This window comes from Sphingomonas adhaesiva (assembly GCF_036946125.1).
In the GTDB taxonomy this organism is placed as follows: domain Bacteria; phylum Pseudomonadota; class Alphaproteobacteria; order Sphingomonadales; family Sphingomonadaceae; genus Sphingomonas; species Sphingomonas adhaesiva_A.
Genome location: NZ_JAQIJT010000002.1, coordinates 1943293 through 1967578, shown reverse-complemented (window position 1 = coordinate 1967578; position 24286 = coordinate 1943293). Strand labels below are relative to the sequence as shown.

The window sequence follows — 24286 nt, the reverse complement described above, 5'->3', positions numbered from 1 at the left end:
GGGCAAGCCCGGAAGGGCAGCGCCCTAGAACATGTCGCGGAGCAGCTTGGTCCCGTTCGTCCCCGTATCGGCCACACCCGCGTCGATCAGGGCGATGTCGGCGACGCAGATATCGGCGGGCGTGCCCTTCTCGGACAGCAAGGCGCGACTGAACCGCTTTTCGTCCAGACCCGAGCGCGCCCGGGCGTCGTCGTAGAGCGCGGGGGCGATGCGGAACGTCTTGCGACCATCTTTCTGCGTCGGATACGGCATCGCACCGTCCAGCAGTGCGCGCCCGACGAGGCGATCGAGATAGCTCGCAAAGCTTGGCGGCAATTCGACGCGCGCCCGTCCCTTGATGAAATCGACGCACTGCCGGGGATCGGCGCGCAAGGCCCAGCGAAGCTGGGACTCGTACCATTTGGCATAGTCTCGCACGATCTTCGGGTCGCCCGTCTTGCGCGCGGACCGCAACGTGGCGAAGATCCCCCGATGGGCAGCCGATCGAAAGTCGTCGCTGCTGGTCTGTTGCTGACGCGCCGCTTTCCATTCTTCGTGCAGCAGGTGATACATGGCGGGATTTCGCGCCTTGAGGGCCGCGACGTTGACGGTCCCTTCGGTCGCGCTGGCCAATATACGATCCAGATCGGCGTTGACGCTCTGGAAGTATGGGGGCTCGGCGGCGATCGTCGTTTGATCGTTGCCGGCCCGCCCCGGCTGCGATCGCGATGCGGGAGCATTGGTCAGGAAAAACGCGCCGGTGACCACCGCAAGATAGACGAAACCGACTATCCGCTCTGTCTGGGTGTGGCGCCTTCGCAGCAGAAACCACACGAAAACCTGCGGCACGACGAGGATCGCCCAGTACAATGCGAACTCATTGCCGGCAGGAAACTCATCGATCCCCCGCGCCCACGCCACCCGCCGACGCCGCTCGTAGATCGATCCCAGGGGGAAACGCCACGACTGCTGCGCCTCGATCCGGTGCATCCACCAACGGACTGCCCCGTCGTTCAGGCTGTCGAACGAGGTCGGGTGGTAGGTCTGGAGATAGCCGAGCAGATACTCCATCCGCGGACCCAGATACCATGCGGTCAGCGCTCGCCAGCGTTTCGGCGGATCGCCGCGCAGCCGCTCGAGCAGCCGCGTATAGCCGGCGCTCCTGACCGGCAGCCCCAGCTCGAACAAGCGATCCTCGCGCCGGCGCAGGATCCAGTCGACGACCGGCGGCCGATCCAGCTCATCGAAACGGTCCCAGCGAAAATAGCCGATCGCGGGATCCAGCATCGGATCGCTGCGTGGCGACCCCTGCGCGATCCACTCCGCGATCGTCGCCTCCATGGCCACGGCGTGGTCGAGGTTCGCCATGTATGGATCACCCAGCACCATCTCTAACTGCGCGGCGATGGCCTCTGGCCCGGTATGCGCCTCCGCGGGATCGAACAGCATCGCATGAAGCCGCTGCAGTGCTGCGAGGTCGAAGGGCGGCGGTGCGCTCTCGGGCGCCGGATCGCTCTCGTCGAGCAGGCCGGGATCGCGCTCGGCGACGAGCGTGTCCGCTCCCTCCAGCGCCTCGGCGTCGTCGGCCAGCGCCAACGCCCCATCCCGTGCCTCACGCAGCGCCATGAAGGCTGCCGCGTCATGATCCGCGTCGATCGCGCGCAACTTTTTCGCATAGGCGCGACGGATCGCGGAGCGGTCGTCGGTCGGGGCCAGGTCGAGGATCGTCCAGACATCCTGCTGCTCCCCCCAGGGGCCGGCGCTCACAGGAAACGCTCACCTTCGAGCCGGTCGAGCTGGTCGTTCGCCTCGCGCCGCATGTCGGAGATGAGACGCTCGTCCTGCGTCGACAGCGTCGATTCGAACTGCGCGATCAACTGGCCGATATCGTCGCGCGCGTCGCCGATGAACGCCTCGTAGCACCGCTCCGCACGGCTGAGCAGCGCGACGTTCGCGTCCTGATCGCGCGGGTGCACCTTCAGCAGGGCAAGGGCGGCACGGCGTTCCTCCAGGTCTGTCGTGCCGACCTCTTCGTCGTCGCAGATGACGAGCTGGTGCGTCGCCCCCGTCGCGGGAATGGTCACGTCCACCTCCAGCAGGCCGCTGACGTCGTAGCTGAAGCGGCAGTCCACCACGACCTGCCCCGCGGGTCGCGTCGGCACGGGGATGGTGACCGATCCCAGCTGGACATTGGCGGAAACGAGACGCGATTCGCCCTGATAGATCCCGAAGGCGACCGTGTTTTGATGATGATGCGCGGTCTGGAAGCGGTGCGACCGGCTCGTCGGCAGGATCGTGTTGCGCTCGATGATGGGGGCGAACACGCCGTGGCGCACGTTACCGGCGCGATCCTGCTCCATGACGTCGACGCCGAGCGTGAAAGGGCAGACGTCGGTCAGGCGGATTTCCGCCAGATCGACGCTCTTCGCCTTCAGCCCGGCCTGAACCGCGGCCCCCAGCGCGATCGCGCGATCGGGGTCGATCCCGCTATTGGGGAAGCGCGAGAACATCCGCGTGACCGCCTTGCGAACCACGGGCATCCGCGTGGCGCCGCCGACCAGCACGATCTCGCTGATTTCGTCGATCCGCAGGCGGCTGTCGCGCATCGCGCGCAGCACCGGCTCGCGCAGCTTCTCGACCAGGCGTGCGGCGGCGGCCTCGAATTCGTCCGCAGCGATGTCGGTGCGGTACTCGCGATCGTCCCATACGACGGAGAAGGACGCGGCATCGGCATGGGTGAGCGCGCGGCGGGTGCGCTCGGCGGCGGCGCGCATCAACTCGCGCAGCGGCCCCATCGACCCGGGCGCGGGCAATCCGAGCCGCTGTTGCGCCAGCAGCGCCAGCGCGTCGTTGAAGTCCTCACCACCCAGCCGATTGTCGCCGGCCGAGGCCCGCACCTCGACGATGCCATCGAAGATCTCGACGATCGATACGTCGAACGTGCCGCCGCCCAGGTCGAACACCAGGAACGGCTCGCGGTCGCTGCGGTCGGCAATGCCATAGGCCAGCGCGGCCGCAGTCGGTTCGTTGACGAGCCGCTCGACGTTCAGCCCCGCCAGCTCGCCCGCGCGCCGTGTCGCCTTGCGCTGCCGGTCGTTGAAATAGGCGGGCACCGTGATGACCGCTCCGGTCACTTCCTCGCCGCAATATTGCTCGGCATCGCGCTTCAGGTTGCGGAGGATCAGCGCGGACAGGTCCTCGGCGGTGAAGCGAGTGGTCCCCAAGTGGATCGGCTTCGGCGTCCCCATCAACCGCTTGAACACCGTCGCGGTCATCTTGTGATGGGTGGCCTGGCGGTCCCGCGCCGCCGCCCCGATCAGCACGTCGCCATCGTCGGTCATGCTGACCGCGGAGGGCGTCAGCAAGTCGCCTAGACTGTTGGGGATGAGGTGCGCCGCGCCCTCGCGCCAGATCGCCACCGCACTATTGGTCGTCCCCAGATCAATGCCAACGATCATGCTGCCCCCCGGCCCGCTTCGCCCACTGACGAAGCTGATGTGTGTTAGGGTCGGTATGGCAAAGCGTGATGACGGCCAGAAGCCGAAACATCGTCGAAATGAACCAGTTTTGTCCCGTTCTGTTCCCGTGTGCGCCCGAGCGCTCGTCATGCGGCCGCGCGCGCGCTCGCCGCAACGGATTCATAATGAAGTTCCGTTATCGACGACTGAGCGTCTTTCAAGGTCGATGTCGTGAAAAATCTCAAGATCAGTGCAAAATTGGCCGTCGTGTTCGGCGTCCTGGTCGCGGCGCTCGTGGTGCTGGCGACGGCGTCCGTCATCAGCCAGCAGCGGCTGAATGCCGCCGCCAACGAGCTGGGGCAGGACCGCCGCGACAAGCTGATCGCGATCGCCGCCATCAACACGGCGACGTCGGACTACCGGATCGGCATGATGTCGAGCATTCTGTCGGACGAGGCCTCCGACATCGCCGCCGCGGAGAAGGCGGTGGGCGTCCAGGCCGCGGTCGTCACGCGCAACATCGCCTATCTCGATCGCGTGCTGACCAACCCGACCGCCATCGCGACCATGAAGCGGTTCAAGGACGAGTGGACGGCCTATCTGGCGCACGCCCGCACGACCCTCGCTCTGTCGCACGTCAATCGCAATGCCGAGGCGCTCGCGAGCCTTCGCGAGGGCCGTCCGCTGTTCGAAACGGCGAAGGCCACCGCGACCGACATGCAGGCCATCCAGGTCAAGGTCATGGAGGACACGATGGCCGCCGCGAACGACACCTACGTCTGGTCGCGCAACATCTCGATCGCGCTGGCGCTGGGCGTCATCGCGCTGGCGATCGCGCTGCTGGTATCGCTGATCCGCGCGATCGCCACGCCGTTGACCGCGATGACCGCGACGATGGGCCGTCTGGCGGAGGGCGATCTGCGCGCCGATGTCGCGGTCGACGATCGCCGCGACGAGGTGGGCGCGCTCGCCCGCTCGCTTGTCGCGTTCCGCGATCAGCTGGCGGCGGCGGAGGCGGCCAAGGAGCAGCAGACCCGCCTGATCGTCGACAGCGTCGGCTCCGGGCTGGACTCGCTCGCCAGGGGGGACCTGACCGCGCGGATCGAGGTCGAGCTGGTCGGCCCGTTCGCCAAGCTGAAGGCCGATTTCAACAACGCCATGTCCTCCGTATCGACCACGCTGGGCGCGATCACCGACAGCGCGCGCGGGATCGAGAACGGGGCGGTCGACATCCGCCAGGCCGGCGACGATCTGTCGCGCCGCACCGAGCAGCAGGCCGCCTCGCTGGAGGAAACCGCCGCGGCGATGCACGAGATCACGGAGACGGTGCGCGAAACCGCCGCCAACGCGACCCGCGCCAACACCGTGGTCGTGGAGGCGCACCGCGACGTGGAGGCATCGGGCGACGTGGTGCGCAAGGCGGTCGACGCGATGAACGGCATCGAGCGCTCGTCCGCCGAGATCACGGAGATCATCGCGGTCATCGACGGCATCGCGTTCCAGACCAACCTTCTGGCGCTCAACGCCGGCGTCGAGGCGGCGCGCGCAGGCGATGCGGGCAAGGGCTTCGCGGTGGTGGCGAGCGAGGTGCGCGCGCTGGCGCAGCGCTCCGCCGATGCCGCCAAGGACGTGAAGGCGAAGATCACCGCCTCGGGCGAACAGGTCGAGGTCGGCGTGCGCCTGGTCGCAGAGACCGGCGACGCGCTGGGCCGCATCACCGGGCGGATCGGCGAGATCAGCCGGCTGGTCGGCGACATCGCGTCGGCCGCGGATCAGCAGGCGACCGGGTTGAGCCAGGTCAATACCGCCGTCGCGGAGATGGACGGCGTGACGCAGCAGAACGCCGCGATGGTGGAGGAAACCACCGCCGCCGCACGCAGCCTCGCCGACGAGACGCAGGCGATGACGCAGGAGATCGCGAAGTTCGAGCTGGGCCGCACCGGCGGCGCGACGCGCAGCCCCTCGCCCGTCCACCAGCTCCAGGCGCGCGCCGCCGCCGCGCTCGCCCCGCGCTCCGCGCCCGCGCCGCGCACGGCGGGCAACACCGCGCTGGCGGAGGACTGGTCGGAGTTCTGACCCCGGATTTCGGGACGCGCCTGCCCCTTCGGCGAGCACATCCGCGAAGCGCACGCACTGCGCATTCCCGCCCCAAACGAAACGGGCGCCGCAGGACCATCGTCCCGCGGCGCCCGCCATATCCCGTCCGGGACGCGCGTTACTTGCTGCGCTCGACCTGTTCGAAGTCCAGCTCGACCGGGGTGGCGCGGCCGAAGATGCTGACCGATACCTTGACCTTGCTCTTGTCGAAGTCGAGTTCCTCGACCGTACCGTTGAAGCTGGCGAACGGGCCTTCCAGCACCTTCACCGCGTCGCCGATCTCGTAATCCACCTTGACCTTGGTCTTCGGCGCGGCGGCGGTCTCTTCCTTGGAGCTGAGCATGCGCGCGGCCTCCGCGTCGCTGATCGGCTGCGGCTTGCCGGAGGACCCCAGGAAGCCCGTCACCTTCGGCGTGTTCTTGACGAGGTGATAGACGTCGTCGTTCATCGCCAGCTTGGCCAGCACATAGCCCGGCATGAACTTGCGCTCGACCGAGATCTTCTTGCCGCGGCGCGCCTCGGTCACCGTCTCGGTCGGCACCTCGATCTGCTCGACCAGTTGCTCCAGCCCCATGCGGGCCGCCTCCGACATGATCGAATCGCGGACCTTGCCCTCGAAGCCCGAGTAGGCGTGGATGATGTACCAGCGCGCCATCGCGTCAAATTTCCCGTCTGTTCGCTTTACTGGGCCAGGCTCAGCAGCAGCTTCACCACCGCGTTGAAGAAGCTGTCAACGCCGAGGAAGAAGATCGCCAGCACCGTCGTCATGATGACCACCATCACGCCCGTCATCACCGTTTCGCGCCGGGTGGGCCAGACCACCTTGGCGGTTTCGGTACGGACCTGCTTGATGAATTCGAGCGCTGTCGTCTTCGCCACGTCGGTTGAGCCCTGCTTCGTCTGTGCTTCATGCGTCGTCCCGGCATGGGTCCGCCACCGCTTCCGCCGATGAAGGAAGCGGTGATGGCCGTCCGCGCTGTGGGATGGGGGCGGGACATAGGCCGCGTACCGTCAAAAGGCAAGCGGCCCGCCGCGCGACGCTTCCTGCGACGCGACGGGGGAACCGGGCGTGGGGGTGCGGAGGTTCTACCGTCCGGAAACGGGCGCGATACGCCGCATCGCCGCGAGATCGATGTTGCAAGCGGGCGACGTCCGGCGCAACCCATGGGGATGTCGATGTTCTGCGTTCTGGGATGGCATAGCTGGCAGGCGCGCGCGACCGCGCGGCCGGGCACCACGGTCTATCGCTGTCGCCGCTGCGACAAGCGGCTGGTGATGCATGGCGGGCGCAGCCGGCAGCTGCGGCGTTATTACCTGATCGCCGGGGCGATGGCCTGCATGGTCGCGTGGTTCGCGCTCATCAACCTGGGGCTGCATGGCCGCACCAAGGTGCTCTACACCGCCAACAAGGCGGTCCAGAAGATGGAGAAGGCCCGCGTCACCGCAACGCGGACGATCCACCGGGTGCAGGGCGATCGCGGCGCTTATCTGGAAGGCGGGAAATAGCGCAGGCGAGGTGGCCGGCCCGCAGGTCGCGGGCCGGCCGCGCCGTGGATCAGTTGCGGACCTGGAGCGCGTAGATCGCCTGGATGCGACGCTGGCGGTCGGCGTTGGCCGCGCGCTGGCGCTCGCGCTGCGCGGCGTTGCGCTCGACCAGCGTCTGGAGCTGGGTGTAGCGGGCGTTGTCGCCCTTCGCGCGGGCATCGGCCAGCTGCTCGCGCAGGCGTGCCTCGCTGGCGTAGAATTCCTTCTCGCGCTCGGCCAGTCGCTGGTTCTCGGCCTGCGCCTCCGCGATCAGGCGCTGCTTCTCGGCGGCGGTGACCGTACGCGCCTGCGCGGTCGCGACCACCGGCGTGGCGGCGACCGCGGCGGCGAGGGAAAGGGCGATGATACGCTTCATGACGAATACTCCCGTTGTTGCGGCGTCATGCCGGCTGGGAGCGTCAATGCATGTCGGGTGAGGGTCGTTGCATGAACGACAAACAACATCCCGATGCCGCAGGTTCAGGTCCGCGTACCCGGGGATAGAGGATGACGGGAATGGCAGGAGTGCACGGACTCGAACCGTGGGCCCTCGGTTTTGGAGACCGATGCTCTACCAACTGAGCTACACTCCTGTGTGACGGTCCCCCTAGTCCGGTCGCCGCGTCCGCGTCAAGCGGGGCGCGGTCACGCCGCCAGATCGTACGGCTTGATCTCGCCGTTCAGGTACAGGTTGCGCGCCTTGGCGCGGCTCAGCTTGCCCGAGCTGGTGCGCGGCAGCGTGCGCGGGGGGATCAGCTCGACGACGCAGTTCATGCCCGTCACCGACCGCACCCGGTCGCGGATCTCGTCGCGCAGCCGCACGCGCTCGCTCTCGTCGGAGCTGCGGCATTGTACCAGCACCGCCGGCGTCTCCTCGCCGCCGGGCGTCGTGATCGCGAAGGCGGCGATGTCGCCCGCCTTGAATCCGGGCAGCTGCTCGACCGCCCATTCGATGTCCTGCGGCCAGTGGTTGCGCCCGTTGATGATAATCATGTCCTTGGCGCGGCCGACGATGAAGATATAGCCGTCCGACATGTACCCCATGTCGCCGGTGTCCAGCCAGCCGTCGACCAGGCAGGCGTCGGTCGCGGCCTGGTCGCGGAAATAGCCGACCATGACGCTGGGGCCGCGGCACCACACCTTGCCGATCGCGCCGTCGGGCAGCGGGGTGCCGTCCTCCTCGCGCACCTCGATCTCCATGTCGCGCACCGCCTTGCCGCAGTTCACGATCGCGCGGTACCGCTGCGGACGATCGCCGCCATGGTCGCCGCCCGACAGCTCGGTTTCCTCGACCAGCTCGACGCGGATGCCCTCGCCCGGCGGCATCAGCGACACCGCCAGCGTCGATTCGGCAAGGCCGTAGGAGGGCAGGAACGCGGTCGCCTGGAACCCGGCATCGGCGAAGGCGTCGACGAACGCCTGCATCACGTCGGGGCGGATCATGTCCGCGCCGTTGCCCGCCACGCGCCAGCGCGACAGGTCGAAACGGTCCGAGGCCTTCGTCTGGCTGGAGATGCGGCGCGCGCAGATGTCATAGCCGAAGGTCGGCGAATAGCTGAGCGTCGTGCCGGTGTTGCGGCTGATGAGGTCGAGCCACGACAGCGGGCGGCGCGCGAAATCCTCGGTCTTCAGATAGTCGGTCGACACCTGGTTGGCGAGCGGCGACAGGAAGCAGCCGACCAGCCCCATGTCGTGATACCACGGCAGCCACGACACGCAGCGGTCGCTGTCCTGGATCCGCATCCCGTGCGCGTGCGCCGCCAGGTTGCTCAGCAGCGCGCGGTGGGTGATGACGACGCCGTGCGGGAAACGCGTCGAGCCGCTGGAATATTGCAGGTAGCAGACGTCGTCGCCCGACACCGCCGGCAGCGGCGCATCGGGGGCGGGGCGCGTCGCCAGCTCGGCCCAGTCCAGCCCGCGCACGCCCGCCGCCTCGGCCGCGGCCCCCGCCAGCGACGACAGCTCGGGCGGATAGACCAGCATCGTCGGGTCGCAGCTCGCCAGCTGGACGCGCAGCTGGTCGATATAGCTCTCGCGCCCGCCGAACGAGGTCGGCAGCGGCAGCGGCACCGGCCACGCGCCCGACAGCACCGTGCCGAAGAACAGCGCGGCGAACTCCGCGCTCGTCTCAGCGACGATCGCGACCCGCTCGCCCGGGGTCACGCCCATCGCGATCAGCCGCAGCGCCATGTCGTGCGCATCGTCCTTCATCCGCGCGAAGGGATAGCCCCGCACCAGCGTGCCGCGCGCGTCGTGGAAATTCAGCCCGCGTGCCCCTTGCGCGGCATAGTCCAGCGCCTCGCCCAGCGTGGCGAAGTCGGACATCCGCCGCGGCAGCGTGTCCGCGGTCGGCGTCGAAACGGGGGCGTCCACGATAGGAGCCGGGGCGGTCTGCGTCGTCATTCTGTATCCCTGTCGTGGCGGTGCAGCGCCGTGCGCGCGCCCTCGCCGTGACCAATCGTTAAAAATCCACTCCCAACATCCCTCGGCACTGTGGCACAAACATGGCGTGCGCGCGCCACGCCCCCTTTCTCCGCTCGATCCGCCCGCGCTGGAGCGGCTGGCGCTGCGCTATGTCGAGCGGTTCGCGACCACCCGCGGGAAGCTGGCCGCCTATCTGACGCGCAAGGTGCGCGAGCGTGGCTGGGCGGGGGCGGCGCCGGCGGATCCCGCCGCGGTCGCGCAGCGGATGGCGGCGCTCGGCTATGTCGACGACCGTGCCTTCGCCGACCTGAAGGGCGCGTCGCTCGCGCGGCGCGGCTATGGCGCGCGCCGCGTCGCCGACACCTTGCGCGCCGCCGGGGTGACGGGCGACGATGCGGCCGAGGCGATGGCGCAGGCGCGCGCCGCCGCCTGGGACAGCGCGCTGCGGCTGGCGCAGCGGCGGCGGATCGGTCCCTTCGCGGCGCAGGAGGTGCTCGATCCGAAGCTGCGCGAGCGGCATCTGGCGGCGCTGCTGCGCGCCGGGCACGACATGGCGATGGCGCGGCGCATCGTTTCCGCGGCCCCGGGCGAGATTCCGCAGGCCGATTGACGTTTACCGTCTTGCGTTGTCGCATGGTGCAGTGCACCCATGGCACGCTCTCCAACAGGGGGACGGAAAGGCACACGTGCGCGACGACGGCTCCGCACCCGCCGGTGGTCGTGGGGATGACACCGGCCCACAGCACGCTGCCGCCGATGACGCGGCGGTGGCGGTATCCGGCGTGCTCAAATGGTTCGACGCGACGCGCGGCTTCGGCTTCATGGTGGCGGACGCCGGCGCCGGCGCCGGTGCCGGCGCGCCGGGGGCGCCGGGCGATGATCCGGGCGGGGGGATGGGCGACATCCTGATCCATTTCAGCGTGTTGCAGGCGTTCGGTCGCCGTACCCTGCCGGAGGGCGCGAAGGTCGCGGGGCGCGTGATCCTGGGCCCGCGCGGCTGGCAGGCGGTGGAGATCACCGCGATCGACACCGCCCCCGCCGCCGATGTCGTGCGCGAGCGTGACCGCGAGCGCGTCGCGCCCGACACGGCCGAGGATGCCGGCGACTGGGAGGACGTGACCGTCAAGTGGTTCAACCGGCTGAAGGGCTACGGCTTCCTGGTGGCGACCGCGCGACCGGGCGACATCTTCGTCCACATGGAAACGCTGCGCCGCGCCGGCATCGTCGAGGTGGAGCCCGACCAGCCGCTGCGTGCGCGGATCGTGCCGGGGCGCAAGGGGCCGCTCGCGGTGGGCGTGGGGCTGCCGGAGTGAGGGCGCTGGCCGCCGCCGCCGCCGCCGCCGCCGCGCTGGCGATCGCGCTCGCCGGCTGCGGCGATGGGGCGAGCGCGCCCGACGCGGCGGCGACCGCGCGCGCCACGGTGCCGCTGACGATCGTGTCCGGGGGCAGGCGCCATGCCTTCGCGGTGGAGGTGGCGGCCACGCCCGAGGCGCAGCAGCGCGGGCTGATGTACCGCACCCATATCCCCGCGGACGGCGGGATGCTGTTCGCGCCCTATCCCGCGGGCGCCGACGGGAAGGCGGGCGGCGCACGGGTCGCCAGCTTCTGGATGAAGAACACGCCCAGCGCGCTCGACATCATCTTCATCCGTCCCGATCGCACCATCGCCAACATCGAGGCGGATACCCTGCCCTTTTCGGAGGCCCCGGTGTCCTCTTCCGAGCCGGTGACGGCGGTGCTCGAACTACGCGGCGGGCGCGCCGCCGAACTCGGGATCGCGCCCGGCGACCGCGTCGCGTGGTGATACGCGCCACCTTCGCCAACATCCGCCATTGAAGGCGGCGGCGGGGGCGGGTAAGCGGTCGGCACGATGGGCATCAACCTCAACCCCTTCACCTGGTGGAACGGCGCCACCGTCGGCACGATCATCTACGGCCTGCGCGGCAAGCGACAGGTCGGCGAGGATTCGCTCGGCAACACCTACTGGATCGGCGGCCGCGACACCGCGGGCGAGCCGCGCCGCTGGGTGATCTACAGCGGCGCCAACGACGTCAGCCGCATCCCGCCCGAATGGTACAGCTGGCTCCATCGCCAGATCGACGACGTGCCCGACCAGGCGCTGCCCCCGCCGCGCGCCTGGCAGAAGCCGCCCGTGCCCAACATGACCGGCACCGCGCTCGCCTATCGCCCGTCCGGCGCGCTGGAGAAGGGCGGCGCGCGGGCGTCCGCGACCGGCGATTACGAGGCGTGGAACCCCGACGCATGAACCGCCCGCTCGCGATCGGCGGGCTGGTGGTGGTGGCATTGGCAGGCGCCGGCTTCGCGGCCACGAACCTGCTGGGAATACGGCTGACCGGCGGCGGTGACGGTTCGCGCGCGAATACCCGCGTCGTCAGCAAGGCGGTGCCCGACGCGCCGCCCCCGGCGGAGGCCGGGCGCGACGTGGTCCAGGTCGCCGGCGACGACACGGCGGCGGTCGACGCGGGCGCGACTCCGATGGCGCAGCGCGTCGCCACGCTCGGGCTCCTCAACAAGCGCAACGGCGTCGGCCGCGACGTGACGATGAAGCCGGGGCAGGCGATGCGCGTCGGCGACGTCGTGATCCGCCTGCGCGCCTGCGAGCGGACCGCGCCGTGGGAACCCGAGCAGCTGACCGGCGGCTTCGTCCAGCTCGACGTGCGCGGGATCGACGGCCATTGGCGCCGCGCCTTCTCCGGCTGGCTCTACAAGGAGCGGCCCGCGTACAACGTCGTGCTGCACCCGGTCTACGACGTCTGGGTCAAGGCCTGCACGATGACCTTCCCCGGCACCGCGCCGTCCGCGCCCGCGGCGGCATCCAGCGCGCGGAAGTCCGCCCCCGCCGAGGCGGCTCCGGCCAATGAGGAGGACGCCGCCGCGGACGAGCCGGTGGCCGAGAGCGCCGCACCCAGCAACGCCATGTAGTCGCGGCGGTCGATCTCGCGCGCGCCCAGCGTCGCGAGATGGTCGGTCATGAACTGGCAGTCGAGCAAGGTGAACCCGCCGACGCGCAACCGCGCCACCAGCGCCGCGATGGCCACCTTCGACGCATCGGCGGCGCGGCTGACCATGCTCTCGCCGAAGAAGGCGCGCCCCAGCGCCAGGCCGTAGAGACCGCCGACCAGCCGCTCCCCGTCCCAGCATTCGATCGAATGCGCGAGCCCCAGGCCGTGGAGCCGGCGAAAGGCCTCCTCGATCGTGGCGTTGATCCAGGTGTCGGGACGGTTCTCGACCGCCTCCGCGCACAGCGCGATGATGCGGTCGAACGCGGCATCCGCGGTGACGCGGAAGCGATCCCCCGCGATGGTCTTCCGCAGCGATCGCGACAGGTGGAAACCGTCCAGCGGCAGGATCGCGCGCCGCCGCGGCTCCACCCAATAGATGCTGTCGGCGTCGCGGCTGTCCGCCATCGGAAACGCGCCGATCGCATAGGCGGCCAGCAGTTGCGGCAGATCGAGCGTCGCCGTCATCCCTATCCCGCGGTCCGCTCGATCCGGCGCCACAGATGCGTGAACGCCGCCGTCACCGGGCTGCGCGGGGCGGCGGCGCCGACGGGCAGGCGGCGCGCGGTCGCGTTTTCCACTGCGCTCGCCATCGGGATCGCGGGCCAGTCGGGGTGGCGCTGCATCGCCTCGACATGCAGCGCGCGGCGGCGGTCGACCATCACATGGACGGGCAACATCGGCACCTGTCCGCCGAAATGCCGCTCCACCGCGGCGAAGGCGCGCTGCGAGAGCGGGGAGGGGATCACCGGCACCACGATCAGGTCCGCCGCGCGCGCCACCTGGTCGGCGGTTTCGGTCAGCCCCGGCGGGCAATCAAGGATGACGTAATCATGCTCGCCCAGGTCGGAGACGAGCTTGCGCAGGCGCCGCTTCTTGTCGATCTCGCGGAACAGGTGGTTGAGGTCGCGCAGCGACGCATCGGCGGGCAGCAGGTCGAGCCGATCGATCCCCGTCGCCGCGATCATCCGCGCCGGGGCGACATCGCGCGAGAACAGCGCCTGCGCGCGATCGTGCTGGCCGCCGTCGCCCAGTATCCAGCTGGACGCGGCCTGCGGATCGAGGTCCCACAGCAGCGTGCGCCGCGCCGACAGCGTCGCCGCGCACCAGGCGAGATTGACCGCCAGCGTCGACTTGCCGACGCCGCCCTTCAGGCTGTAGATCGCGACCGTCGTCATGATGGACGCACGTTAGGAGCGCACCGCCGGGGCGGCAAGCGGTCGTCAGGCGACGGCGCGGCGCTCCTTCAGGAAATCGGCCATCGCCGCGCCCAATTCGCGCTGCGCCCGGCGATAGGCGACCGGCTCACGAATGCCCAGCCGCGCGCGGGCCGCGTCCATCGGCTCGTGCAGCAGCATGAGATAATCCTCACCCTGCAGCCACCTGGCGGCGCGGCCGTGGCGATAGCCCTCCCACACCGCATCCGCGAACAGCCGGTTCTTCGCGACGCGCAGGCTCTTCAGCGCGGCGGCGGTCGCGATCAGCGCCCAGCCGAGCCCGCCGACCTGCGCGAAGCTGAACGCGACCAGCGCGGCCTCGCCCATCGGCTCGTCCGCCTGATAGCCGGTGATGACGTGCCAGATGTCGTGCGTGTCGCGGATCCGCCGCCCCATCCACGCATAGGGGTGATCGACCGCCTCGGGATCGCCCTCCAGCTTGCTGACCTCGACCAGCCCGTCGGCGGAATAGCCGGTCGTCTCCAGGAAGGTGCGATACGCCGCCCCCACCGTGCCGGGCGCGAACGAGGCGACGAAGGCGGGATCGGAGAAGCGCTGCGCCAGCTCGACGCGCTCATAGGCGATCCGCCCGCCTTGCTCGGTCGCGATCAGCCGCGCGTAATTCTGCGGCGCGTTGCCGACGTTCAGCGCGCGCATGATGCGGAACACCTGCTGCGTATCGTCGCCATTCGCCATGAGCTTGCCGACCGCATCGAACGCGGTGCGCCAGTCGCGACGACCGCTGGTGCCGGGGAAGGGGGGAAGCTGTGCCATGACTCACACTCCTACTGACAGATGTGTCAATAAGTCGTGAAGGGTGGCGGAGTCAATGGCGTCTCGGTCACTCTGGCATTGCTGGATTCGTCATTGCGAGCGGAGCGAAGCGATGACGGGGGAGTACCGTTCAGATCCGCACCATCTTCAGCTGCGCCTCGCCGTATCGCGGTCCCGCCGTCTGCCCACGCGGCGCGGCGGCGTCGAGGCGCGCCAGATCCTCCGTCGACAGCGACAGCTCGGCGGCCTTCACGCTGTCCTCCATCGTCACGCGCCGCTTGGAGCCGGGGATGGGGACGATCGCCGCATCCTGCGCCAGCAGCCAGGCGAGCGCCACCTGCGCCGCGCTGGCGTCGTGCGCCGCGGCGACCTGCTTCACCACCTCGACCAGCTTCAGGTTCGCCTCGAAATTGCCCGGCTGGTAGCGCGGGTCGTTGCGGCGATAGTCGCCCTCCTCCATGTCCTCGGGCCGGGTCACCTGCCCGGTGAGGAAACCGCGCCCCAACGGGCTGTAGGGGACGAAGCCGACCCCCAGTTCGCGCGCGGTCGGCAGGATCTCCGCCTCGACGTCGCGCTCCCACAACGAATATTCCGACTGGAGCGCGGCAATGGGATGGACCGCGCAGGCGCGCCGCAGCGTGGCGGCCGCCGCCTCCGACAGGCCGATGTGGCGGATCTTGCCGGCCCGCTTGAGCTCGGCCAGCGCGCCGATCACGTCCTCGATCGGCACGTCGGGGTCGACGCGGTGCTGGTAATAGAGGTCGATCGTCTCGATGCCCAGCCGCTCCAGCGAGCCGTCGCAGGCGCGGCGGATGTTGTCGGGCGTGCTGTCGGGGACGAACGGGCCCTTGCTGCCGACCAGCCCGAACTTGGTGGCGATGACCAGCCCGTCGCGCCTGCCCCTGATCGCGCGGCCGACGATGCGCTCGTTCTCCTCGGGGCCATAGACTTCGGCGGTGTCGAAGAAGGTGATGCCCAGATCGATCGCGCGGTGGATGGTGGCGATCGCTTCGTCGAGGTCGGCGGCGCCGTAATTGATGCGCCCCGCCGCCATCGGCATGCAGCCGACGCCCAGCGCGCTGACGGTCAGGCCGTCGCCCAGCGTGCGTGTCTTCATGGCAGAATGTCCTCTTCGTCGTGATCGCGCGGCGCGCCGCGCCCGAGCAAGGCGGTGGTCGCCAGATCCATGGTGACGTTGCCGACGGTACGCATGATGTCGGGGATGGTTTCCACCGCCACCAGCAGCCCCAGCGGCGCGAGCGGCGCGCCGATCGTGCCCGCGATCGGCGCGATCGCGCTCACGTAGCTGACCGTGCCCGGCAGGCTGACCGAGCCGAGCGAGGTGAGCGTCGCGACGACGACGCCGATCGCCAGCGTCGCGGGCGACAGCGGCACCCCGAACCAGGTCGCGACGTAGATCGCCACCGCCAGGTTCATCGCCGGCCCGGTCGCGCGGAAGATCGCGACCGCCAGCGGCAGCGTGACGCCCGCGGTCGACACCGGCACGCCCAGCGCGCGCGCGCCCTCCAGCATCGCGGGCAGCGAGGCGAGCGAGCTCTGCGTGCTGATCGCGACCGCCTGCGCGGGCAAGGCGGCGCGGGTGAAGGCGCGCAGGCGGATACGCGCGCCGAAGCGGACCAGCGGATAGGCGATCAGCGCCACCGCGAACCCGACCGCGGAGACCGTGAGGATATAATGGACCAGCGCACCGAACGCCCCGGTGCCCGCGCGCGCGCCCACCACCAGCGTCAGCGCGAAGACGCCGACCGGCGCGACCCACAATACCCAGTCGATCACCACCAGCATCGTGTCGCGCAGCGCGGTGAAGAAGCGGACCATCAGCGCACGCTCGTCCGCGCCGATCCGCGCGATGGCGAAGGCGAAGACGAGGGTGAAGATGATGAGCGACAGGAACGCGTCCGCCGCGGCGGCCTTCACGATGTTGGTCGGCACGATCCCGGCGAAGAACTCGCCCAGCGGCGCGACCGGCGGGATCGCCGCCGCGCCGGACAGCGCGGCGCGCAGCGCGGCGGCCGAGGCGGCGGGAAGCGGCGCGACCGAGAGGAACAGCGGCGTCAGCAGTGCCGCCATCACCGCCGACAGGAACAGTAACGTCACATAGAGCGCGATGGCCCGCGCCGCGAGCCGTCCCGCGCGCGCGGCCTCCGCGGTGGCCGCGACCCCGGTGACCAGCAGCGAGACGACCAGCGGGACGATCGTCATCTGCAACGCGTGCAGCCATGCGGTGCCGATCGGCTCCGCCACCGCGGTGGCACCCGGAACCGCCCCCGGCGCGAAGGCCGCCAGCGCGATCCCCGCGCTCAGCCCGACGACCAACGAAAGGAGAATACGTGTCGCTTGCGTCATGTTCCGGTAGTCGCCCTTTCATCCGCGCTTCGTTATGCGGCATGCAACCAAGCGGAGCGAACGGACGGCGACATGGCAAGGAAATATTTCGGCACCGACGGCATTCGCGGGCTCACCAACAGCGGCGCGATGACCGCGGAAATGGCGATGAAGGTCGGGATGGCGGCGGGCCGGCACTTCCTGCGCGGCGAGCACCGCCACCGGGTCGTCATCGGCAAGGATACGCGGCTGTCGGGCTATATGATCGAATCGGCGTTGCAGGCGGGGTTCACCAGCGTCGGGATGGACGTGACGCTGGTCGGGCCGATGCCGACCCCGGCGGTCGCGATGCTGACGAAGTCGATGCGCGCCGACATGGGCGTGATGATCTCCGCCAGTCACAACCCCTATGCGGACAACGGCATCAAGCTGTTCGGTCCCGACGGCTACAAGCTGTCCGACGAGGACGAACTGGCGATCGAGGCGGCGATCGACGGCGCGGTGACGCTGGCCACGCCCGGCGAGATCGGCCGCGCCAAGCGGATCGACGACGCGCGCGGGCGCTACATCCATTTCGCCAAGTCGACCTTCCCGTCCGATCTGCGACTGGACGGGGTCCGCGTCGTGGTCGATTGCGCGAACGGCGCCGCCTATCAGGTCGCGCCCGAGGCGCTGTGGGAGCTGGGCGCCGACGTCGTTCAGATCGGCGTCAATCCCAACGGCCTGAACATCAACGACAAGATCGGCTCCACTCACCCGCACGCGCTGGCCGCGAAGGTGGTGGAGGTGCGCGCCGACATCGGCATCGCGCTCGACGGCGACGCCGACCGGCTGATCGTGGTCGATGAAAGGGGACAGGTGATCGACGGCGACCAGTTGATGGCCACGATCGCGGGCGGCTGGGCGCGCGCCGGGCGGTTGCAGGGCGGCGGGCTGGTCGCGACCGTCATGTCCAACCTGGGGCTGGAGCGGCATCTGGCGGCGCAGGGGCTGAAACTGCTCCGCACCGCGGTCGGCGATCGCCACGTGCTGGAGGCGATGCGCGCCAGGGGATACAATGTCGGCGGCGAGCAGTCGGGGCATATCATCCTGTCCGACTATGCGACCACCGGCGACGGGCTGGTCGCGGCGCTTCAGGTGCTCGCCGAGATCTGCCGCGCGGATGCGCCCGCCAGCCGCGTGCTCAATCGCTTCGAACCGCTACCGCAACTGCTCAAGAACGTTCGCTTCGCCGGGGGCAAGCCGCTGGAGGCGGAGGCGGTAAAAGCGGTGATCGCGGAGGCCGAGCGCGAGCTCGCGGGTTCCGGCCGGCTGGTGATCCGCCCGTCCGGCACGGAGCCCGTGATCCGCGTCATGGCCGAAGGCGACGACCCGCAACAGGTCGAGCGGATCGTCGACCGCATCTGCGACGCGGTCCGCAAGGCGGCGTAAGATGGATGATGACATCAGCGCCGAGAAACGTTGGGATTTGCTGTATAAGGAGTGGGAGTATCGGCACCGTGCATTCTGGCTATCATTCAACATCTGGAGTGTAGCGGTCAGTCTTTGTATATTGGGTCCGTTCATCAAGCCGCAAATGCTTGAGTTTGGTTGGCTTATCGTCATGCTGCCACTCTTCGGGGTGGCGGTATCACTCTTCGCGTGGATCCATCTGCTGGGCGAGGCAAAGCGGATGGCGTTGGTGTTCGCGGCCTTCAGGGCCTATCGTCGAACGCCTGACTGGCCACATCCGCCAGGTCATGGAACGTGGAAGCAACGTATTCAGACTCTCTCCAACGCGAAAATTCTCGGGAACGTCTTCCTTTATGTAATGGTGCCCGCTTGCATCTCGTCCATAGCGATCCTGTCTGTCGTGACGTACGACAGGATTGGATCGCCGTTCGAAGATTCCGCTGCTGGATACTATCGATTTTGCGTGTTCGCGTTCGCGATCCTGTTCCCGATCGGCGGGGCCGCCTGCGGACTGAAGAGCGCACTAAATGCCGAACGCCGAAAGACGCGTGGTCGTGAAGTCGCGGCTCAGCGCCGTCGTCGGCGACGCCTGCGTGTCAGCTCATCCAGATTTTTGCGTGTGTCCGGGCGCAGGCCCATATGGACGATTCTGCAGATTCTTTTCCTGATCCGCACGTGGCGGCGGGCGCCACCGTCGCGATGAGGCGGCGGTGGCATTGCCGGACTTTCAGAAGCGGTACCCCACGCCCGCGCCGATCACGCGCGGTTCGTTGACGAACGCGGTCAGGTTGTTGAAGTCGATCGCGCCGATCACGTTGCTCTCGTCGGTGATGTTGCGGGCGAAGGCGAACAGGTCGACGCCGTTCGTCATCCGCCAGCCGATGCGCGCGCCGCCCTCCACATTGGTGCCGACCCGGAACTCGGTCGCTTCGTAGAGGAACAGGTTGAAGCGCGATTGCCCGACCCAGTCGGTCTGCGCGTACAGCTCGCCGCCGCCCGCCAGCCTGTGGGTATAGGCAGCGTTGACGTTGAACTGCCAGCGCGGCGCCTGCGGGAACGGGTTGCCGTTGATCGCCGCGCGGCGCGTCGTGCCGACGTTCACGATCGGGTCCAGCACGGTGCAGGCCGCCCCGCAGAAGGCCACCAGCAGGTTGGGGTCGGAGATGCGGGTGTAGTTGTACGACGCGCCGCCGTTCAGCTGGAAACCGCGGAAGAGGTTGGCGGTCGCCTCCACCTCGACACCGCGCCCGATGCCGCGGCGCGCGTTGATGAGCTGGTTGAAATTGCCCTGGCCGCCGATCGCGGTGAACTGCGGATCGTCGATCTGATAGGTATAGCCGGTGAGATCGAGGCGGAAGCGATTGTCCGCGCTGGCCGCCTTCAGCCCCGCCTCGTACGAGGTCAGCGTTTCCGAACGGGCGGTCGTCACGATGTTCGACGTGGCGATGCGCCCCTGGATCGACGGCCCGCGATAACCGCGCGCGACCCGCGCGAACAGGCTGACGCTGTCGTCGGCGCGGTACAGCAGGCTGACGTCCCAGCTCGGCTGCCCGTCGCTGACGCGGCGCGTGGTGGAGAAGGCCGCACCACGGGTGCGGTCGGCCGCCAGATTGCGCAGGTCATGGGTCCAGCGCGCGCCCGCGGTCACGCGCAGGCGATCGGTCAGATCGTAGCGCAGCTGGCCGAAGCCCGACCAGCTGTCACTCGTCTGGCGCAGCTCGGAGATGATCGTCGGGTTGATCCCGCCCACCCCGTCGAAGCTGCCCGAGACCAGCTTGAACCGCTCATGCCAGTAGAAGGCGCCGATCTGATACCCGAAGCGGGTGTCGCCGTTGCTGGCGAGGCGCAGTTCGTACGTCTGCTGGTCCAGATCGCTCGACAGCGTTCCCGTTTCCGAGCGGAAGGGGATGAAGCCGCTGCCCGCCGTCGTGCCCAGCACGCCGCCGTCGATGTCGCCGCGCCCCGCGCTGCTGCCCTGATAGGCCGAGACGATCGCGGTCAGCGTCGCCGCGCCCAGGTCGTAATCGGCGTGGATCGCCTGCGACGTGGTCCCCTGACGCTGCGGATTGTTGAGCCCGCCGTCGTAGAACACGCGGTCGCGGTCGTAGCGCGCGTTGAGCCGGTTCGAGCCGGTGGTCAGCACGTTGGCGCGGTTGAGCGTGCCGGTGCCGTCCAGCCGCCGCCCCTGCACCGTCAGCAGCACCGACAGCGGGCTGTCCGGGTTCCAGGCGACGTGGATGCGCCCCGCGATGTCGTCGAACCGGCCCAGGTCCTTGCCCGCGCGCGCGAAGGAGGGGTTGAAGGCGTTGTCGACCCAATTGTCGCGGTGGTTGACCAGGCCCGCGAGCCGGATCGACAGCGTGTCCGACGCGGGTACGGTGACGCCCAGCTCGCCGCGCATCGTGCCCAGCTCGCCCGCGGTCAGCGTCATCTGCCCTTCCGCGTCGCGACCGGGGCGGCGCGTCTCCAGCTTGACGACGCCGGCGGGGGTGTTGCGCCCGAACAGCGTGCCCTGCGGCCCCTTGAGCACCTCGACCCGGTCGAGGTCGAACATCGGGAAGCCCTTCAGGAAGACGTTTTCCAGCACCACGTCGTCCAGCACCACCGACACCGGCTGCGACGCGTTGAAGTCGAAATCGACGTTGCCCAGGCCGCGGATGTAGAAGCGCGGCGCGTAGCGGCCGTTCGAGCTTTCGACGTAGAGGCTGGGGACCCGCCCGGCGAGCGACAGGATGTCCGCGCCCCCTTCCGCGATGGCCGACACGCGTTCGCCGCCGACGACGGAGACCGCCAGCGGCACGTCGCGGATATTCTCCTGCCGGCGCTGCGCGGTGACGACGATCTCGCCCTCCTCCGCGGGCGCTTCCTGCGCCCATGCCGGCATGGCGGCCGTCAGCGCCGCCAGCGCGGCGGCCCAATAGGTCTTCCCGATCATGTTGTTGCCCCCAAGCAAGGAGGGGTCGCGAGTTGCCGCGTGTCCCCGACGAGCGCGCGCATACGGGCGGATTGTTACAGATGTGCGGCGCGGCTATGGGCGGCGGATGCTCGAGATGCGCCCCGATTGCGAACGCTGCGGCGTCGACCTGCCCGCGGACGAGGGGGGTGCCTTCATCTGTTCGTTCGAATGCACCTTCTGCGCCGATTGCGCGGATGCCCTGGACGAGCGCTGCCCGAATTGCGGCGGCGAACTGCTCGACCGCCCGGCGCGCGTCGACGAGGCGCTGAGGCGGCATCCGGCGTCCACCGTCCGGCATTTCAAGGGATGACACCGCGTGTTCTGCCCCGCGTCCTGCCCCGCGTCCTGATCGTCGCGGGATCGGATTCGGGCGGCGGCGCGGGCATCCAGGCCGATATCAAGACGGTCACGATGCTGGGCGGACATGCGATGACCGCGATCACCGCGATCACCGCGCAGAACACGCTCGGCGTGCAGGCGGTCCACCCCGTGCCGACCGAGATCGTCGTGACGCAGATGCGCTCGGTGATCGACGATCTGGGCGTCGACGCGGTGAAGATCGGGATGATCGGTTCGGCCGACACCGCGCTGGCGGTGGCGGAGGTGCTGGCCGGGCTGGACGTGCCCGTGGTGGTCGATCCGGTCATGGTGGCCACGTCGGGATCGGTGCTGGCGGATGCCGCCACGGTCGCGGGGCTGGAGCGGCTCATCGCCCGCGCGGCGCTGGTGACGCCCAACCTGCCCGAACTGGCGGCGCTGGGCGGACGCGAGGCCCTGCTGGCGCGCGCCGCGGCGGTGCTGGTCAAGGGCGGCCATGCCGAGGGCGAAACCGTGGTCGACCGGCTGTTCGATGCCTCGGGGCAGGTCGCGCGCTGGGAAAATCCACGGATCGATACGCGCCATTCGCACGGGACCGGATGCACCCTGGCGAGTGCGATCGCCACCGGGCTGGGTGTGGCCATGTCGCTGCCCGCAGCGATCGAACGGGCCATCGCGTTCGTCCGTGCCAGCCTTGAGCACGCGCCGGGGCTGGGGCAGGGGCAGGGCCCCATGGGACAACAGGACGCCACCGGGTTCCGATGCCCGGATTGAAGCACGAGCGCCTGTGCCTTCCCCCCGTCGCCGGGGTGGACGAGGCGGGCCGGGGGCCTCTTGCCGGGCCGGTGGTGGCCGCCGCCGTCGTCCTGCCCGCGAAGGGCGTGCCGCGCGGGATCGACGATTCGAAGCAGCTGCCGGCGGGCGAGCGCGCGCGGCTGTGCGCGCGGCTGCGGGCGTGCGCGGTGGTGGGGGTCGGCATCGTCGAGCCCGCGGAGATCGATACGCTGAACATCCACTGGGCGACGATGAAGGCGATGACGCTGGCGGTCGAGCAGCTGGCACAGGCGCTGGGCTGCGCGCCGGGCCATGTCCTGGTCGACGGCAACCGCCTGCCGCGATGGGTCTATCCCGCGACCGCGATCGTCGGCGGGGATGCGATCAGCCGCTCGATCGCCGCCGCCTCCATCGTCGCCAAGCATGTCCGCGACACGATCATGATCGAGGCCGCACTGGCGCACCCGCAATATGCGTGGGAGCGCAACAAGGGCTATGGCAGCGCCGCCCATCTGAAGGCGCTGCGCGAGCACGGCCCGACGCCGCTCCACCGCCGCAGCTTCGCCCCCGTCGCGCAGCTGGGCCTGTTTCGCGACGAACCGTCCGCGGCTGAGTCTTTCGCGCAACACGCTATCGGTTGAGTCTCGTCCGCGGGCGAGACTCAACATCTGGTCGCGGCCACGAAATGTTCCGCCACCTCAACGGTTTCCCGGCGAGTCGCGTTAACCAACATTCGCTTGACGGAGTCCGCGCTTTCCGCGCTTTTGGCCCCTCGAAACCGGGGGAATGACATGGGGGTGATCGAAAAGATCGCGCGGGTCTCGCGTGCGGCCAGGACGGCGCCGGCGGCGTCGGACGCCGCGCCGCCGTTGGCGCTCGACCGCATCATCGCGGGCGATTGCATCGCCGCGATGATGGCGCTGCCGGCGAAGTCGGTGGACATGATCTTCGCCGATCCGCCCTACAACCTGCAACTCGGCGGCGAGCTGTTCCGCCCCGACGGCAGCCATGTCGACGCGGTCACCGACGACTGGGACAAGTTCGACACCTTCCAGCAATATGACGCCTTCACCCGCGCATGGCTGGCGGAGGCGCACCGCATCCTGAAGGACGACGGCACGATCTGGGTGATCGGCAGCTATCACAACATCTTCCGCGTCGGCGCGGCGGTGCAGGATCTGGGCTATTGGATCCTGAACGACATCGTCTGGCGCAAGGCCAACCCGATGCCGAACTTCCGCGGCACCCGCTTCACCAACGCGCACGAGACGCTGATCTGGGCATCGAAGGGCGAGAAGGCGAAATACACCTTCAACTACCGCAGCATGAAGACGCTGAACGACGAGATCCAGATGCGCTCGGATTGGGAATTCCCGATCTGCGGCGGGGGCGAGCGGCTGAAGAAGGGCGGGGTGAAGGTCCATCCGACGCAGAAGCCGGAGGCGCTGCTGTACCGCATCCTGCTGGCCTGCACGAAACCGGGGGACGTCGTGCTCGACCCCTTCTTCGGCACCGGCACCACCGGCGCGGTGGCGAAGCGGCTGGGGCGGCGCTGGATCGGGATCGAGCGCGAGGCGGATTATATCGCGGCCGCGCAGGAGCGGATCGAAGCCGCGCTGCCGCTGGACGAATCCGCGCTGTCGACGATGCAGAGCCCCCGTGCGCAGCCCAAGGTGGCGTTCGGCGTGCTGGTGGAGAACGGATACCTCACCCCGGGTGACGTCCTGACCGACGCGAAGCGCCGCTTCCGCGCGACGGTGCGCGCGGACGGGTCGCTGGCGTCGCCGTGCGGTGCGACGGGGTCGATCCACAAGCTGGGCGCGACGTTGCAGGGCGCGCCGGCCTGCAACGGCTGGACCTTCTGGCACCATGAGCACGAGGGCGCGCTGGCGCCGATCGACACGCTGCGCCAGACCTACCTGCTCGCGACGCAGCCCTGACGAGGCC

At 69.3% G+C, this 24286-nt stretch carries 24 protein-coding genes, 1 tRNA gene and 1 pseudogene; 13 read left to right on the top strand and 13 right to left on the bottom strand.

Translation table 11 applies throughout. The annotated features are described in order from the left end of the window. Positions 1-24: 24 nt before the first annotated feature. Positions 25-1746 (bottom strand): hypothetical protein, encoded by a 1722-nt coding sequence (locus tag PGN23_RS15700; RefSeq protein ID WP_335303965.1) that lies wholly within the window; start codon positions 1744-1746, stop codon positions 25-27. Further along, on the bottom strand, positions 1743-3437 hold the full coding sequence (locus tag PGN23_RS15695) for an Hsp70 family protein (RefSeq protein ID WP_335303964.1): 1695 nt from the start codon (positions 3435-3437) through the stop codon (positions 1743-1745). Before PGN23_RS15695 ends, PGN23_RS15700 begins: the two co-directional genes overlap by 4 nt. A gap of 231 nt (positions 3438-3668) precedes the next feature. Between PGN23_RS15695 and PGN23_RS15690 the strand changes: the two genes are divergently transcribed. Continuing rightward, positions 3669-5513: a methyl-accepting chemotaxis protein gene (locus PGN23_RS15690; protein ID WP_335303963.1), complete on the top strand. Its 1845-nt coding sequence runs from the start codon at positions 3669-3671 to the stop codon at positions 5511-5513. A gap of 139 nt (positions 5514-5652) precedes the next feature. On the opposite strand, the gene nusG is transcribed toward PGN23_RS15690, so the two are convergent. Together nusG and secE are read right to left on the bottom strand one after the other, a co-directional pair. Next, the gene (gene nusG, locus PGN23_RS15685) at positions 5653-6189 is read right to left on the bottom strand and encodes a transcription termination/antitermination protein NusG (RefSeq protein WP_335303962.1); all 537 of its coding nucleotides are present in this window, start codon (positions 6187-6189) and stop codon (positions 5653-5655) included. Positions 6190-6215: 26 nt separating this feature from the next. Beyond that, entirely contained in the window at positions 6216-6413 is a 198-nt protein-coding gene (gene secE, locus PGN23_RS15680; protein WP_335303960.1) for a preprotein translocase subunit SecE, read from the bottom strand. A gap of 297 nt (positions 6414-6710) precedes the next feature. Here secE and PGN23_RS15675 point away from each other — a divergent pair, with 297 nt between their 5' ends. Beyond that, a complete protein-coding gene (locus PGN23_RS15675) occupies positions 6711-7040 on the top strand; it encodes a hypothetical protein (protein WP_335303958.1) in 330 nt (109 codons plus the stop codon). 49 nt (positions 7041-7089) lie between these two features. Here the strand turns inward: PGN23_RS15675 and PGN23_RS15670 are convergent, their stop codons facing one another. From PGN23_RS15670 to PGN23_RS15660, 3 genes are all read right to left on the bottom strand, one after another. Beyond that, positions 7090-7434, bottom strand: a complete 345-nt coding sequence (locus PGN23_RS15670; RefSeq protein WP_335303957.1) for a hypothetical protein — start codon at positions 7432-7434, stop codon at positions 7090-7092. Between the two features lie 141 nt (positions 7435-7575). Beyond that, positions 7576-7651: transfer RNA gene (locus tag PGN23_RS15665), tRNA-Trp, on the bottom strand. Between the two features lie 52 nt (positions 7652-7703). Next, the gene (locus PGN23_RS15660) at positions 7704-9461 is read right to left on the bottom strand and encodes a fatty acyl-AMP ligase (RefSeq protein ID WP_335303956.1); all 1758 of its coding nucleotides are present in this window, start codon (positions 9459-9461) and stop codon (positions 7704-7706) included. A gap of 106 nt (positions 9462-9567) precedes the next feature. Here PGN23_RS15660 and PGN23_RS15655 point away from each other — a divergent pair, with 106 nt between their 5' ends. From PGN23_RS15655 to PGN23_RS15635, 5 genes and pseudogenes are all read left to right on the top strand, one after another. After that, positions 9568-10092 carry a RecX family transcriptional regulator gene (locus tag PGN23_RS15655; RefSeq protein ID WP_335303955.1) on the top strand — a complete coding sequence of 175 codons (525 nt, stop codon included), beginning with the start codon at positions 9568-9570 and terminating at the stop codon, positions 10090-10092. Positions 10093-10249: 157 nt separating this feature from the next. After that, positions 10250-10795 carry a cold shock domain-containing protein gene (locus PGN23_RS15650; RefSeq protein ID WP_335303954.1) on the top strand — a complete coding sequence of 182 codons (546 nt, stop codon included), beginning with the start codon at positions 10250-10252 and terminating at the stop codon, positions 10793-10795. Then, a complete protein-coding gene (locus PGN23_RS15645; RefSeq protein WP_335303953.1) occupies positions 10792-11286 on the top strand; it encodes a DUF192 domain-containing protein in 495 nt (164 codons plus the stop codon). Before PGN23_RS15650 ends, PGN23_RS15645 begins: the two co-directional genes overlap by 4 nt. Positions 11287-11352: 66 nt before the next feature. After that, complete coding sequence (locus tag PGN23_RS15640; RefSeq protein ID WP_335303952.1) at positions 11353-11748, top strand: NADH:ubiquinone oxidoreductase subunit NDUFA12; 396 nt, start codon at positions 11353-11355, stop codon at positions 11746-11748. Beyond that, positions 11745-12212: pseudogene (locus PGN23_RS15635) on the top strand (DUF2155 domain-containing protein); the annotation flags it as partial. The gene PGN23_RS15640 and the pseudogene PGN23_RS15635, both read left to right, overlap by 4 nt. Positions 12213-12247: 35 nt before the next feature. On the opposite strand, the gene aat reads toward PGN23_RS15635, so the two are convergent. The 5 genes from aat to PGN23_RS15610 all read right to left on the bottom strand — a co-directional run bounded on the left by aat (position 12248) and on the right by PGN23_RS15610 (position 16860). Continuing rightward, positions 12248-12970, bottom strand: a complete 723-nt coding sequence (aat, locus tag PGN23_RS15630; protein ID WP_335303951.1) for a leucyl/phenylalanyl-tRNA--protein transferase — start codon at positions 12968-12970, stop codon at positions 12248-12250. Between the two features lie 2 nt (positions 12971-12972). Continuing rightward, the gene (locus PGN23_RS15625) at positions 12973-13680 is read right to left on the bottom strand and encodes a ParA family protein (protein WP_335303950.1); all 708 of its coding nucleotides are present in this window, start codon (positions 13678-13680) and stop codon (positions 12973-12975) included. A 45-nt stretch (positions 13681-13725) separates the two neighbouring features. After that, complete coding sequence (locus PGN23_RS15620) at positions 13726-14493, bottom strand: Coq4 family protein (protein WP_335303949.1); 768 nt, start codon at positions 14491-14493, stop codon at positions 13726-13728. Between the two features lie 130 nt (positions 14494-14623). Then, positions 14624-15610: an aldo/keto reductase gene (locus tag PGN23_RS15615; protein WP_335303947.1), complete on the bottom strand. Its 987-nt coding sequence runs from the start codon at positions 15608-15610 to the stop codon at positions 14624-14626. Continuing rightward, positions 15607-16860: a dicarboxylate/amino acid:cation symporter gene (locus PGN23_RS15610; protein WP_335303946.1), complete on the bottom strand. Its 1254-nt coding sequence runs from the start codon at positions 16858-16860 to the stop codon at positions 15607-15609. The genes PGN23_RS15615 and PGN23_RS15610 overlap by 4 nt, the downstream gene beginning before the upstream one ends. A gap of 72 nt (positions 16861-16932) precedes the next feature. Between PGN23_RS15610 and glmM the strand changes: the two genes are divergently transcribed. Next, positions 16933-18270: a phosphoglucosamine mutase gene (gene glmM, locus PGN23_RS15605; RefSeq protein ID WP_335303945.1), complete on the top strand. Its 1338-nt coding sequence runs from the start codon at positions 16933-16935 to the stop codon at positions 18268-18270. A gap of 1 nt (position 18271) precedes the next feature. Next, positions 18272-18994 carry a hypothetical protein gene (locus PGN23_RS15600; protein WP_335303944.1) on the top strand — a complete coding sequence of 241 codons (723 nt, stop codon included), beginning with the start codon at positions 18272-18274 and terminating at the stop codon, positions 18992-18994. A 24-nt stretch (positions 18995-19018) separates the two neighbouring features. On the opposite strand, the gene PGN23_RS15595 is transcribed toward PGN23_RS15600, so the two are convergent. Beyond that, entirely contained in the window at positions 19019-21226 is a 2208-nt protein-coding gene (locus PGN23_RS15595; RefSeq protein ID WP_335303943.1) for a TonB-dependent receptor, read from the bottom strand. Positions 21227-21332: 106 nt separating this feature from the next. Between PGN23_RS15595 and PGN23_RS15590 the strand changes: the two genes are divergently transcribed. From PGN23_RS15590 to PGN23_RS15575, 4 genes are all read left to right on the top strand, one after another. Beyond that, positions 21333-21557, top strand: a complete 225-nt coding sequence (locus tag PGN23_RS15590; RefSeq protein WP_335303941.1) for a DUF1272 domain-containing protein — start codon at positions 21333-21335, stop codon at positions 21555-21557. Continuing rightward, positions 21554-22339, top strand: a complete 786-nt coding sequence (gene thiD / locus PGN23_RS15585; protein WP_335303940.1) for a bifunctional hydroxymethylpyrimidine kinase/phosphomethylpyrimidine kinase — start codon at positions 21554-21556, stop codon at positions 22337-22339. Before PGN23_RS15590 ends, thiD begins: the two co-directional genes overlap by 4 nt. Next, complete coding sequence (locus PGN23_RS15580; RefSeq protein WP_335303939.1) at positions 22327-22980, top strand: ribonuclease HII; 654 nt, start codon at positions 22327-22329, stop codon at positions 22978-22980. The genes thiD and PGN23_RS15580 overlap by 13 nt, the downstream gene beginning before the upstream one ends. A 150-nt stretch (positions 22981-23130) precedes the next feature. Then, complete coding sequence (locus tag PGN23_RS15575) at positions 23131-24279, top strand: site-specific DNA-methyltransferase (protein ID WP_335303938.1); 1149 nt, start codon at positions 23131-23133, stop codon at positions 24277-24279. The last annotated feature ends 7 nt before the right edge of the window (positions 24280-24286 follow it).